This is a genomic window from Chryseobacterium arachidis (assembly GCF_900129245.1).
In the GTDB taxonomy this organism is placed as follows: domain Bacteria; phylum Bacteroidota; class Bacteroidia; order Flavobacteriales; family Weeksellaceae; genus Chryseobacterium; species Chryseobacterium arachidis.
Genome location: NZ_FQUT01000009.1, coordinates 15,383 through 27,759 on the forward strand (window position 1 = coordinate 15,383; position 12,377 = coordinate 27,759).

At 36.1% G+C, this 12,377-nt stretch carries 14 protein-coding genes; 4 read left to right on the plus strand and 10 right to left on the minus strand.

Annotation, left to right across the window (positions count from 1 at the left end):
• Positions 1-40 precede the first annotated feature (40 nt).
• The 3 genes from BUA89_RS14985 to BUA89_RS14995 form a co-directional block, all read right to left on the minus strand.
• Positions 41-985, minus strand: coding sequence for an aldo/keto reductase (locus BUA89_RS14985; protein WP_072959728.1), 945 nt, complete (start codon positions 983-985; stop codon positions 41-43).
• 159 nt (positions 986-1,144) lie between these two features.
• On the minus strand, positions 1,145-1,954 hold the full coding sequence (locus BUA89_RS14990; protein WP_072959731.1) for an anti-sigma factor: 810 nt from the start codon (positions 1,952-1,954) through the stop codon (positions 1,145-1,147).
• A gap of 1 nt (position 1,955) precedes the next feature.
• Positions 1,956-2,525, minus strand: coding sequence for an RNA polymerase sigma factor (locus BUA89_RS14995; protein WP_228420567.1), 570 nt, complete (start codon positions 2,523-2,525; stop codon positions 1,956-1,958).
• A 274-nt stretch (positions 2,526-2,799) separates the two neighbouring features.
• Between BUA89_RS14995 and BUA89_RS15000 the strand changes: the two genes are divergently transcribed.
• The 3 genes from BUA89_RS15000 to BUA89_RS15010 all read left to right on the plus strand — a co-directional run bounded on the left by BUA89_RS15000 (position 2,800) and on the right by BUA89_RS15010 (position 5,013).
• Positions 2,800-3,369, plus strand: coding sequence for a fasciclin domain-containing protein (locus tag BUA89_RS15000; RefSeq protein ID WP_072960280.1), 570 nt, complete (start codon positions 2,800-2,802; stop codon positions 3,367-3,369).
• A gap of 93 nt (positions 3,370-3,462) precedes the next feature.
• Complete coding sequence (locus BUA89_RS15005) at positions 3,463-4,170, plus strand: ferritin-like domain-containing protein (RefSeq protein ID WP_072959734.1); 708 nt, start codon at positions 3,463-3,465, stop codon at positions 4,168-4,170.
• Positions 4,171-4,194: 24 nt separating this feature from the next.
• On the plus strand, positions 4,195-5,013 hold the full coding sequence (locus BUA89_RS15010) for a ferritin-like domain-containing protein (protein ID WP_072959738.1): 819 nt from the start codon (positions 4,195-4,197) through the stop codon (positions 5,011-5,013).
• An 82-nt stretch (positions 5,014-5,095) separates the two neighbouring features.
• Here the strand turns inward: BUA89_RS15010 and BUA89_RS15015 are convergent, their stop codons facing one another.
• The 4 genes from BUA89_RS15015 to BUA89_RS15030 form a co-directional block, all read right to left on the minus strand.
• Positions 5,096-6,007: an oxidoreductase gene (locus tag BUA89_RS15015; RefSeq protein ID WP_072959741.1), complete on the minus strand. Its 912-nt coding sequence runs from the start codon at positions 6,005-6,007 to the stop codon at positions 5,096-5,098.
• Positions 6,008-6,129: 122 nt separating this feature from the next.
• Entirely contained in the window at positions 6,130-6,882 is a 753-nt protein-coding gene (locus tag BUA89_RS15020; protein WP_072959744.1) for an SDR family oxidoreductase, read from the minus strand.
• A gap of 223 nt (positions 6,883-7,105) precedes the next feature.
• Positions 7,106-7,738, minus strand: a complete 633-nt coding sequence (locus BUA89_RS15025; RefSeq protein WP_072959747.1) for an FMN-dependent NADH-azoreductase — start codon at positions 7,736-7,738, stop codon at positions 7,106-7,108.
• Positions 7,739-7,768: 30 nt separating this feature from the next.
• Positions 7,769-8,200: a GNAT family N-acetyltransferase gene (locus BUA89_RS15030; protein WP_072959750.1), complete on the minus strand. Its 432-nt coding sequence runs from the start codon at positions 8,198-8,200 to the stop codon at positions 7,769-7,771.
• Positions 8,201-8,326: 126 nt separating this feature from the next.
• Between BUA89_RS15030 and BUA89_RS15035 the strand changes: the two genes are divergently transcribed.
• Positions 8,327-9,787 (plus strand): aminotransferase-like domain-containing protein, encoded by a 1,461-nt coding sequence (locus tag BUA89_RS15035; protein WP_072959753.1) that lies wholly within the window; start codon positions 8,327-8,329, stop codon positions 9,785-9,787.
• Positions 9,788-9,958: 171 nt separating this feature from the next.
• Here the strand turns inward: BUA89_RS15035 and BUA89_RS15040 are convergent, their stop codons facing one another.
• From BUA89_RS15040 to BUA89_RS15050, 3 genes are all read right to left on the minus strand, one after another.
• Positions 9,959-10,666, minus strand: coding sequence for a DUF421 domain-containing protein (locus tag BUA89_RS15040; RefSeq protein ID WP_072959757.1), 708 nt, complete (start codon positions 10,664-10,666; stop codon positions 9,959-9,961).
• A gap of 221 nt (positions 10,667-10,887) precedes the next feature.
• Complete coding sequence (locus BUA89_RS15045; protein WP_072959761.1) at positions 10,888-11,700, minus strand: alpha/beta hydrolase; 813 nt, start codon at positions 11,698-11,700, stop codon at positions 10,888-10,890.
• A 129-nt stretch (positions 11,701-11,829) separates the two neighbouring features.
• Positions 11,830-12,366, minus strand: a complete 537-nt coding sequence (locus BUA89_RS15050) for a GNAT family N-acetyltransferase (RefSeq protein ID WP_072959767.1) — start codon at positions 12,364-12,366, stop codon at positions 11,830-11,832.
• Positions 12,367-12,377 lie beyond the last annotated feature (11 nt).

Sequence of the window (12,377 nt, forward strand, 5' to 3'; positions counted from 1 at the left end):
CTGAACGGATTTTATGATAAGAAAAAATAAAGCTTACAAATTAATTGCTTGCTGTGTTCAATAACTCAACATCCTTATGAGTGAGGTTAATTTTCGGAGCTGCAAACAAAGTTTCAAGTTGAGATTCACTCGTCGCACTTACAATAGGAGCCGTAATTAATGGATTTTCCAATAACCAGGCCAATGCAACGGCACCTTGCGTTGTATTATGTTTTGCACTGATCTCATCCAAGGCTTTTAAAACTTCAAGGCCTTTTGGATTGAGATATTTTCTTACGCCTTCCCCTCGTTGGCTTTTCGATAAATCTGCTTCATCACGGTATTTTCCTGTCAAAAATCCGGCAGCCAAAGACCAATACGGGAAAACACTCAGATCAAATTCTTTAACCAGAGGAGCATACTTCTGTTCAAAACCCTCTCTTTCCAATAAATTATAATGAGGCTGAAGCGCAACATATTTCGGGAAACTATTTTCTTCAGCTGCTTTAAAAGACTCTTTCAATCTTTCAGGCGATACATTAGATGCTGCGATATAACGCACTTTACCTGCCTTTACAATCTCATCATAAGCGGATAATGTTTCTTCAACAGGCGTTTTATTGTCGTCGAAATGAGTATAATACAAATCAATATGATCGGTCTGAAGCCTTTTTAACGACTCGTCTACCGATTTTAAAATATGCTTTTTAGTAATATCATAGCCATGTTCTTTTGTTTCAGAACCTACTTTTGTAGCGATAACCAGGTCATTTCTGTTGCCACGGCTTTTCATCCATTTTCCGATAATTTCTTCGGATTGGCCGCCGACTCCGTTTACCCACCAAGAGTAAGTGTCGGCTGTATCTATAAAATTAAAACCTTCTGCGCAAAATTGATCCAGAATATCAAAAGATTGTTTTTCATCCAAGGTCCATCCAAAAACATTTCCTCCAAAATTGATCGGCGCAATTGATAAATCGGTATTTTTAATTTTTCTTTTTTCCATAAAATTATTTTAGATTAAAGATTTATTATTGATAACCTTAAAGGTAGAAAATTTTATATTGCTTAATGGTTTAATCTTTCTATGGAATTCATACTTTTTCTCAATGAAAAAAGACCAGCTTTATAGGCTGATCTTTATATTATAAGGTCGAATTTCAGATTAAATTTCGCCCATCACAAACATATTTTCCATGGTTGGAACGAGGCTTCCTCCCTTCTTTTCCAAAGTGATTGCAAAAGCCTGTGCATTCGGGATGTTTGCCAGAGCAATTTTACTGTCTTTGTCTTCGGTGTACATTCCTGCATTTACAGGTTTTCCATCGGCAATTGCCCAAAGCTGATACTGCATTCCTTCCGGCGCTTTTGGCAGAGTTTCAGCATTTAAATACACTTCTTTTGTTTTGGTATCCCAGAAGACTATGGCTTTAGAGTCCGTATGTTTTTCAACACCTTTCAGCTTTACCATTTTCATATCAGGATTGGAAATCATTTCCATCTTCTGATTCATTTTCTGCATTGCCAGATCCTGAGATGTTTTCTCAGTCTGTAACTTGGCAATTTCCTGCTTTGTTTTAGCCTGGTCATTCATCCATAAAAGATTTCCGGCAACACTTATTAAAAATAAAACAGAAGCTGCCATTGCAAAAGCTTTCCAGTTGCTGTTACCCTGTATTTTAATTTCTTCCTGAGGTTTAGCCGCCGGAATGTCCGCAGAAACTACAGGTTGTATTTCCTCAGCAGTCTGCTCCTGCTGAATTTTATTCCAGATTTTTGATTTTAAATCGCTTGGAGGAGCTACAGCCTGAATAGTAGCCAAATCTTCCAAAGTTTTTTGTGCTTCCTCAAAAGCCGCTTTTACTTCAGCATTATTCTTCATCACACACTCCAAAATCCCTGCTTCCTCGGGAGAAGCAAGACCTAGAATATAAGATTCTATAATTCCGGATGATATGTATTCTTTTGTGTTCAATTTATTGATAATCTTTTAGCAAATCTTTTAATTTCATCAGCGCATTCCGCATTTTGGTTTTTACCGTTCCCAGAGGTATTTTCAGCTTTTCGGATATTTCATTTTGTGTATATCCCTGATAATACGCGAGATCGATAAGTTCCTGCTTGTCAGTTTCCAGATTTTCCAACACTTTGTTAAATCCTATAAAATCAGATGAATTATTTGTCGTTGAAAGTTCTGCAGAATTATATACGAAATCCGGAAGCGGTTGGTTTTTCAACTCGTTTTGAAAACCTTTTGATTTTAAGTAGTCTATTGCCGTATTCCTTGCAATATTGATCATCCAGGTATAAAACCTTCCTTTTGCCGGATCATACTGATGAATGGAATTCCAGATTTTAACGAAAACATCCTGAATAATTTCTTCAGTATATTCTTTAGATTGAACGATTCGGAGGATTACACCATACAATGCACCAGAATAGTTATCATACAGATTATGAAAACCGATTTCGTTTTTTTCTTTTAATAAAACGATTAGCTGCTCTTCCGAATAGGTTGTTTTAATAATGAATATTTTTCTGTTCAAATGTAATAAAATAAAACAAATAACAAACAATTTTAAAACCAACTTTTAAATTTTTAGAGAAATACCACAATTGGATTAAAATATTTAAAAGAAATATCGAAAATACAAGAAATCACTAATCCAGATTTCACTCTTCACTATGCGATGATAAAAATAATCAACTGTTAATCAATTATTTATAATAAATTTTAAAAATTTCACATCTAAACAAGAACCGTCCTCGTAAATGATTTCAGAACACAACTCAAATATAATTAACTTAAAAATCAAGGAAATGAACACAAGGTCAAAAATCGCAGTTTTAGGAATGGTTGCTTTATCATTCGCATTCAGTGGAACGGTAACGGCACAAACGATGAAAGAAAAAACGGTAATGGTAGGCGGTGCACCGATGTATCCCTCTAAAAACATTATTGAAAACGCTGTAAATTCTAAAGATCATAAAACTTTGGTAGCAGCAGTAAAAGCAGCCGGTCTGGTAGAAACTTTACAGGGAGCAGGGCCTTTTACCGTATTTGCCCCTACAGATGCAGCATTTGCAAAACTTCCGAAAGGAACAGTTGAAAGTCTGGTAAAACCTGAAAACAAGGCGATGCTGACTAAAATTTTGACCTACCATGTTCTTCCCGGGAAATTTAATGCCAAAGAAATCTGGGCAGCTGTAAAAGCCAAAGGAGGTAAAGCAATGATGAAAACTGTGGAAGGTGAAGAATTAACTTTCTGGACAAAAGGAAAAAATCTGTATGTAAGAGATGCGAAAGGAAATGACGCAAAAGTAACAATTGCTGATGTAAATCAGTCGAATGGTGTAATTCATGTAATAGACACGGTATTAATGCCGTAATGGTTTTTTAGTTCAAACAGCATAATTTGTTTATGCTGTTTTTCTTCATTTCTAAAAATAAATTAAATAACACACTTTTAAACAAATAATATTATGAAAAAAACCATTAATGTTTCTAACCAGGGAGCGACTCTGGATACAAGCAGAAGAAATTTTTTGAAACTGAGCGGTGTCGGCTTGGCGTTTGCCGGGCTTACCCTAATCGGGTGTGATGACGACGATTTTGAATTCGTTGATAATAATGTTTTTGATTTGGGAAAAGGAGATGTCGGAATTTTAAACTATGCATACGCACTGGAGCAGCTGGAAGCAGATTTTTATACAAAAGTGGTCAATAATTTCTATTCCGGAATTTCCAATGCTGAAAAAGAGATTTTTACAGACCTTTATCATCATGAAGTGATCCACAGGGATTTTTTCAAAGCGGCTATCAGCGGTGCTACTTCCAATGTATTACCGACCTTAGAATTCCAGTATCCGAATGTTAATTTTAATGACAGAAATTCCGTCCTGGCGACAGCAAAAGCCCTGGAAGACACGGGCGTTGCAGCTTATAACGGAGCCGGAAAGTATATTACCAATCCAGATTATCTGGTAATCGCCGGAAAAATTGTTTCCGTAGAAGCAAGACACGCTTCAGCCATCAGAAACCTGATTAATCCTGGAACGGCAGCGTTTTCAGGAGATGACGTGGTTGATATGAACGGATTAGATTTAGCCAAAGAGCCTAAAGAAATCGTTGCGGCGGCAGGAGGATTTTTCAAAACACCTTTTACCTGGAAAGAACAGGGAATCGGCTAATTATTCACTTCAAAAATTTACATTATGAACATTCTTAAATTACTCGATAAACTTTCTGATGATAAATTCTTTACCACAGAAGCATCCAGATTAGAAACGCTTACCCAAATTTCTGCGTTCGGAAAAAAAGCGGCTGTTGCGGCAGTTCCACTAGGCTTGGGGGCTTTAATGACAACCTCAGCGAAAGCGGAAACACCAACCACGGTTTCCGGCGGAGGAACCTATTTTAAAAATGCTTTAACGGATGCACTACAGCTAGCCTTAGTTCTGGAATATCTGGAAGATGAATACTATAAAAAAGGGCTGGACATGGCAGGTCTGATTCCTAATGGAGACAGGGCCGTTTTTATGCAGATTTCAAAACATGAAAATGCCCATGTTGCATTTTTAAAAACAACATTAACCTCTTTAGGGGTAACTCCGGGAACAAAACCCACTTTTGATTTTACGGCCGGTGGAAACTTTACTCCTTTTTCAGATTACAATCAATTTTTAATCCTCGCACAGGCTTTTGAAGATACGGGAGTAAGAGCGTATAAAGGGCAGGCCGGAAACGTGATGTCCAACAAAACAGTTTTACAGGCGGCTTTACAAATTCATTCTGTAGAAGCAAGACACGCTTCGCAGGTAAGAAGAATGAGAGCTAATAAAGGTTGGATAGAATTGGCCGATGGCGGAAGTATGCCTCCCGCCACCAATCCTGTGTATGCCGGAGAAGGCAATATAACACAAGCCGGATTTAATACAAGTACTGCGTTCGGGGCAGCAGCAGGGTCTGCAGCGTACGACGAGATTTTAAGTACAAGTGATGCTCAGGCAATTGCATCTTTGTTTATTGTCTGACTTACTTAATTTTAGCTGTTGATCCCTTTCTGATTTTAGAAAGGGATTTTTTGCTTTTATGAATTAAAATAAGAGTAATAATTTACAGCTCAAACCTTATCCCTGTAGCGTTTTCAGCATATTTCCAAAGCTTGTCTGCCAATGCCATATCGTTCATCGAAGGAGTATTGTGTTTTGAAAGTGCGGGATAGCCTGCATATTCATTTTCTCCATCCGGGCCAAAGAATTCACCGCCTTTTACCGATGGATCTGTGGCCACAAAAAGTGCAGGCAAGGCGCCCTGCCAAGGTTCCATAATTTCTTTAAACTGCTCAAACAATCCTTGCAGCTGTTCTTCAGGAATATTTCTTTGCAAATCGGTACGGGTAACTCCCGGATGTGCAGCCACAGAAACAATGCTGCTTCCCGCTTTCTTAAGTTTTCGGTCTAATTCGTAGGTGAAAAGGATATCGGCAAGCTTGCTGACAGCATATTCTCTCCAATCATCATATCCTTTTTCTAATTTTAAATTATTAAAATCTATCCCTTCCGCACGAATCGCTGCTCCACTTGACAGTGTAACAATTCTGGCATCAGCACTCTTTGACAGAAAAGGAAATAAATATCCAGTAAGCGCAAAATGCCCTATAAAATTAACACCAAACTGCAGCTCGAAGCCGTCATCTGTTTTGGACGGCGGAGGAATCATTACTCCCGCATTATTGATCAGAATATCCAGCTTTTCATGCTTTTCTGAATACCAATCTGCAAATTTTTTAATCTTTTCAAGGCTGGCAAGGTCAAGAAGCCCTACTTCCAGCGTTCCTTTTCCAGAGGCTTCTGATTCTATTTTCTTTAAGGCAGTGTGTGCTTTCTGCTCGTCTCTCGCGGCAACAATTACATGAGCTCCGGCTTCATATAATGCTTTTGCTGTCTCAAATCCTATTCCTGTATTGGCGCCTGTTACGATGGCTGTTTTCCCTGTTAAGTCCGGGATATTGTTTTTTGTCCACATAATATCTTCTTGATTTATTTGAAACAAATTTCAGAAAATTTAATGAGAGATATTTTGTTATAAAGTTCAAATATTGTTTGTTGTAAAGATCATCAGTATTATTGGACTTTTAAGCAAAGTAGTCATTTTCTTTTGTCTGATTCCAGCCATTTTTTCCAGGTAAGACCGTCTTTCTGTTTATGTTCTGTAGTCAGCTTTCCTCCATGAAAGGCCCTTCCTAACGCTCCGAAAATCGGTAAATTGATGACCAAACGTTTTTTCCTTTTCTGCAACATCCATTCTTTTGCCATCTCCTCAAAAGTATAAGCTTCTGACCCACCGATTTCATCCGTTTTATTTTCAGGCTGTTTTAATGATAATTGATAAAGCTCTTCTGCCACTTTTTCTATCTGTATGGGCTGTGCAATAATTTTTTTAGGCAACAATCCGATAGGATATTTTAAAAGTTTTGAAAAGATATCGTCAATAAACTCATGAAACTGTGTTGCTCTTAAAATAGTATAAGGAATCCCTGACCTTTTAATTTCCTCTTCAGAAGCCAGTTTCTGCTGATAATAGGCGAAAGGAACCTCATCAATCCCAACAATAGAAATGTAAACCAAATGCACATTAGCTTCTGGCTGCATCGCCTGTAATAAATTGCGGGTAGCTTCCGTATCTTTTTTCATGTCCGTAGCCAAATGAAATATGATATCCTTATCTGCTACGGCTTTTTCGATTCCTTTATTGTGAACCAAATCCATAACAGCCACATTACTTGCTCCGGATTTATTTTTACGGCTGGCAATGGTGTAAGAAATATTATTCTTATCCAAAATTTTCACGAGTGCTTTTCCAAGGTTTCCGGTACCTCCGGTGATTAAAATTTTTGACATATTATTATAATTTGATGTTATTATTTAAATCTGCTTTATTGATATTGTAAAATTAGAAGATGAGCAGCAGGAAAAAATTAAACGGGTTTAAGAAATACTTTTAAATTATGCTTAAACAAGTTTTTATTTAAATTTACTATCTAATCGATTAAATATCAATATGAATAATCTAAAAAACCACCTCCGAATAAACGGAGATGATCTACCAAACAAGTTCAAAAAATTATATCTGCAGTAGTAACAGATTATGTGCTGCTTCGGCAATCTCCTGTTCGGCTTTATATATTGCTGATTCTAGTTTTTCTTTATTGCCCCATTTTACAGGAAACACATTGACAAAATGGACATCAGTAAGACCGATAAATCGGAAGATACTTTTCAAATACGGCTGCAAATGATCAAATGACGCTATTATTTCATTAGAAAAATCCACTCCTCTGGTATTAATCACATATACTTTTTTATTGACCAACAGCCCTTCAAATCCGTGTTCCGTTCCTCTGAAAGTTCTTCCTGTCCGGGTTATAAGATCAATAAAAGCTTTGAAATTGGAGGGTATGGAAAAATTGTACATGGGCATTCCGATGACATAAATATCAGCGTCGTGTAATCGGTGGATATACTCGTCAGATTGCTCAAGCTCTTTAAGCATTTCCGCAGTTCTTTCTTCGGGAACCGTGTAAACTCCTTCTATAAAACACTCTGTAATATGATTTGGAGAATCGGTACTGAGATCCAGATAATCAACAGAGGTAATTTCATGAAAATTTTGCAATTGCTCTACCATCAGCTTAGACAGCTTCCTGGAAATTGAATATTCGTTTCTTATACTGCAATCTATATGTAATATTTTCATATCTAATACTTTTTTTATTTATGATTTTGTTTAAGACAACACTTTGATAAAGTGGTTACATCCCAGAATATATCCTTGATTTAAATATAAGCGGTGTGCATCATGAAGCATATATCCGCTGTCCAAATGAATAGACTGAAATCCGTTTTTTCTTGCTTCTTCAGCAACATGATTCAGCAATATTGCAGCATAACCTTTTCCACGGCACTCGGGAGAGGTGAAAAGATCATCGATATAAATCATTTTTCCTGTTAGCAGTCTTAGCTGAGGACGGTATCCCGTAAAAGCAACCGCTTTTGTATGATCTTCATTGGGAATATAGGCGATTTTAAATCCGTCTTTTTCCATCATTTCCATCACCAGTTCTACATAATTTTCTTCTTTTACATTAGGGCGAAAAGCAAGGATTACTTCTTTACACAGCTCGATATCGGCTTTACTTTTTACGATTTTTGGTGTCATTATTTATTATTTCTTTGTTGTTTTCTGATGGTTCAAAATTAGTACGGTAAAGAAGCAGGTATTGGAACCAGATTTATTTTAATAAGTAGTCCAGATTGTTTATATATTTGTGTATAATCAGATCATATGCTTCCTTATAAAAATCTTATCATTATTAAAGATAAATCTCAAATTCCTGTTTACAAACAGATTGCCGTTCAGTTTATCGGCTTGATTCAGGAAGGGAAACTTCCACCCGGGGCATTGTTACCAAGTACAAGATCATTGGCGTTTGATCTGCAGCTCCACCGGAAAACCATTACTGCCGCGTACGAGGTGCTTGTTTCCGAAGACTGGATAGATAATTTGCCCAGAAAAGGCTATATTGTTTCGAAGGATTTGCCTTTAGTCCGTCCCAAAACATTTAGACAAAACAGAAGCAATTCTTTTTCCGGTAAAGGTGTACCTAACTTTCAGAAATTAAACCCTGTTCTCCCCCATCATTTTAAAGAAAACAAAGGACAGATTATTATTGATGACGGGTTCCCCGATATTTCACTTCTGCAGGCGGGAGTCATCTCTAAGCAGTTTCAGAAATCTTTAGACTATTTTACCTATAGAGCCAGTTTGAGAAAGCCTGTTACAGAACATTATAATTTACAGACGTCACTTTGTAATTACCTGAAACAGACTCGCGGATTTGATATTGAAACCGAGAATGTATTTGTTACCCGAGGCGCACAAATGGCTATTTATATTGCCGCTTCACTAATCATTAGGCCCGGAGATAAGGTGATTGTAAGCGATCCTAGTTATTTTATTGCCAATGCAGTGTTTGAAAAGCTTGGAGCTCAGCTGATTCCTGTTCCTGTTGACGAAGAAGGTATGTGTACCGATATGATTGAAGAAATTCTTAAGAAAAACGATATCAGGATGATGTATGTTATCCCTCACCACCACCATCCGACAACCGTTACGATGAGTGTTGAAAGGCGGAAACACCTGCTTCATCTCATCAATCAATATGATATTGCAGTGATTGAGGATGATTACGATTATGATTTTCAGTTTAAATATGATCCTTATCTTCCATTGGCAAGCGATGATCACGGAGGTAAAATCATTTATATCGGTTCTTTAACAAAAGTTTTAGGAACTCCTTTCAGATTGGGATATATGATTTCAACAACAGAATTTTTGGAGGAGGCGAATAAAATGAGAAGAATGATAGACATACGGGGCGATGTTATTATCGAAGAAGCCGCTGCAAACCTCATCAATAATGGTGATTTAACCCGTCATATCCAGCGTTCAAATAAAATTTACGCTCAAAGGTGTGATTTTTTATCTAAACTGCTGTTTAAAGAACTGAATGACAGTATAACATTTACGAAACCTTCCGGCGGCATGGCTATCTGGGTAAAATTCAATCCTGAGTATAGTTTGGAAAAGATTGTTAATAAAGCTGAAAAAAGTGGTTTATTATTCTATGGAAGTGTGTATGCAAAAGGAGAAAAACCTCTGAATGCATTTCGTTTCGGTTTCGCTTCTTTACCTGAAGATGAATTGTCGACGGCAGTAGAAATACTTAAAAATTCAATTAATTAAAAATTCCCTATTAATCAATTATTTTTATCTATTATGATGATGAAAAAAAATTCTGACAATTTAATATGATTATGCAATGCATAATATAATTTTTATGTATATTTGTGAATCGAAATAATTTTTTTTCATCATTTGTGTTTTTTTAGGCTCCTGTTTTTCAGGAGCCTTTTTTTAGGTAATACGTAGCTTATTATCTGCAGCAACCCATTCGTCTTTTTTACACTTATTGCATATTCCTGCATTTCCGGGATGCTTTTCATCTGTATGACCACAAAATGTACACGAGTAGTATTGTTTTTTAGTAATATATTTCAAAGGATGCTCTAAAGAATCCGGCATGATAGGCAAACCATATTTCACTTTTTCATCTTCATAAAAAAATACACTGATTTCTCCGGAACTTTCCTCAATTGCTTTTTCAATCTGACCTAAATGTGAAATCCCTCTCAGTCTCAATTCAGCAAAAAATTCATCGCTTCCCAGATTTTCTTTTTTAAAATTTTCTATTGAAAACTCCCCGTCCTGAATTAAACAGATTGGTTTTCCCTCAATCAGCTGTTCAAATTTCTTATTTTTTGCAATTAAATAAGTAACAATGGTATATAAAAGAATAATAACAACAAATACCACAAGAGATGAAACGATTCCCACGTCTTTATTAAACATAGGATCTCCTGCAGCAGAACCCAAGCCTATAATTACTACGAGCTCGAAGATGGAAAGCTGTTTCACTCCCCTTTTCCCCAATACCCTGAGTCCGATGATGATGGTAAGAAACATGATAGCGGTACGCAAAATGATTTCTAAAATGAAAGACCATTCTTCGTGTCCCATAAGTAGTTCTTTCCAGTCGAGCTGCAGCAGAAATAAGGATTGCATAGACAATAATTTATTATCCGAAATTCAAAAAATACGCCAAGAAATGCAATCAGCCTATCTATTAATTGAAAAATTAAATTAGTCTGTAGTGTTTATTTACAATTTATTTCTAAGCCCATTTTCATCGGATCGGGAATATAAATCGGGAAAGCTTCAGACTTTAAAGTCCAAGTGAAAAATAAATTATAAACAAACCGTCTCACGAGAAAAGTTTAATTTATTCATATTTTGAAATAGAGATTAAATAAAGCGAGCTGGTCAGATAAAGACCGACTCCAATAGGCTGTATTATGCTCTCCTAAAGACTCAATATAAAGATGCTGGATTTTTCGTTTTGTTAGTTCCTGATGAAATTTCCGGTTCATCCCGATCATCTGCACATCTTCCGTACCACAATCGAGAATATAATGCTGTCCGGAATTTACCATACTATCAATTTTACTGTCTGTCAGATACTTGGCATTCAATGATTGAATAGGACCTAAAACTTTATCGACCTGATATTTTTCGAAATTGTTTCCAAAAGATTTAAAATCCAATGCTCCGCAAGAGCTTCCAACAATTCCAAAGGTATCTTTATACGTTACTCCAATATTAATGGCTCCATACCCTCCCATGCTCCAACCTAGAATTGCACGGCTTTTTTTATCTTTTTGGGTTGGAAAATTTTTGTCAATATAATCTACGAGTTCTTTTCCGATAAATGTCTGATATTGCGATTTTTTTTCAACAGGGCTGTCCACATACCAAGAGCTGAAATTTCCGTCTGGCAGAATGTAAATTGTGTTATAATCTTTTGCTTTTTTATCCAGCCCCGGAAGATCTTCTTTTACGAGGCGCTCAGGAGTTCCGCTGAATCCGTGAAGAATATAGACCGTTTTATAAGCAACATTGGGTTTCAGATCAGGGGTAATAATGATGGTTTTAATTTTTTTATTCATTTTAGGACTGAAAATCTCTTTTCTGATGATTTTTTGAGCATAAAGTGATGAAAAACACAGCAAACATAAAAACACACATATTATCTTTTTCATTGTTTTAAATTTTTAAAGTTCAGAATGGGTTCTATTTCGAAGTAAAATATTTATGATACAAAATTGTACCAAATAAAAAAACATCCAAATATGTGGATGTTTTTTTATTTTAAATCTTTTCAAAACAGATTATTTATTAATCCATTCTTCTTTAAGGATAGCATAAATTACATCATCAACCCAAGCCCCTTTCCAAAACAGACTTTTCTTAAACAGTCCTTCTTTGCGAAAACCAATTCTTTCCATTAGTTTAATCGAGTCCAGATTATCAGGATCCACGGAAGTCATGATTCTGTGTTTGCTGAGATTGTTAAACAAAAAATCAATAACACATTTCAACGCTTCCGAAGCAAAGCCTTTCCCGTAAAAATTTTTGTTTAAAGTAATTCCTAATTCAACCTGTACATTTTCATTTCCGAAAAAATGAATTCCGATATCTCCAATCACAGCTTTCGTTTGTTTATCCGTAATTAAAACCTGATACCAACTTTCCGGCTGATTAAATTCTGTATTATTTCTCTGGATAAAATCTTCAACATCTTTCAATGTTTCAGGAATCCAGCTTTGAAATTTGTTGGCTTCGGCATCAGAACGGTAATTAAAAATTGCTTGTTTATCATCAATCGTAATATCTCTTAAAAGTAGTCTTTCTGTAAAAAGCTGCATGATTTTAATTT

What these genes read in the sequence shown, in the direction of transcription:
- BUA89_RS14985 (WP_072959728.1), bottom strand. Translation starts at nt 985, where the DNA reads ATGGAAAAAAGAAAAATTAAAAATACCGATTTATCAATTGCGCCGATC.
- BUA89_RS15000 (WP_072960280.1), top strand. Translation starts at nt 2,800, where the DNA reads ATGAACACAAGGTCAAAAATCGCAGTTTTAGGAATGGTTGCTTTATCA.
- BUA89_RS15005 (WP_072959734.1), top strand. Translation starts at nt 3,463, where the DNA reads ATGAAAAAAACCATTAATGTTTCTAACCAGGGAGCGACTCTGGATACA.
- BUA89_RS15010 (WP_072959738.1), top strand. Translation starts at nt 4,195, where the DNA reads ATGAACATTCTTAAATTACTCGATAAACTTTCTGATGATAAATTCTTT.
- BUA89_RS15015 (WP_072959741.1), bottom strand. Translation starts at nt 6,007, where the DNA reads ATGTGGACAAAAAACAATATCCCGGACTTAACAGGGAAAACAGCCATC.
- BUA89_RS15020 (WP_072959744.1), bottom strand. Translation starts at nt 6,882, where the DNA reads ATGTCAAAAATTTTAATCACCGGAGGTACCGGAAACCTTGGAAAAGCA.
- BUA89_RS15025 (WP_072959747.1), bottom strand. Translation starts at nt 7,738, where the DNA reads ATGAAAATATTACATATAGATTGCAGTATAAGAAACGAATATTCAATT.
- BUA89_RS15030 (WP_072959750.1), bottom strand. Translation starts at nt 8,200, where the DNA reads ATGACACCAAAAATCGTAAAAAGTAAAGCCGATATCGAGCTGTGTAAA.
- BUA89_RS15035 (WP_072959753.1), top strand. Translation starts at nt 8,327, where the DNA reads ATGCTTCCTTATAAAAATCTTATCATTATTAAAGATAAATCTCAAATT.
- BUA89_RS15040 (WP_072959757.1), bottom strand. Translation starts at nt 10,666, where the DNA reads ATGCAATCCTTATTTCTGCTGCAGCTCGACTGGAAAGAACTACTTATG.
- BUA89_RS15045 (WP_072959761.1), bottom strand. Translation starts at nt 11,700, where the DNA reads ATGAAAAAGATAATATGTGTGTTTTTATGTTTGCTGTGTTTTTCATCA.
- BUA89_RS15050 (WP_072959767.1), bottom strand. Translation starts at nt 12,366, where the DNA reads ATGCAGCTTTTTACAGAAAGACTACTTTTAAGAGATATTACGATTGAT.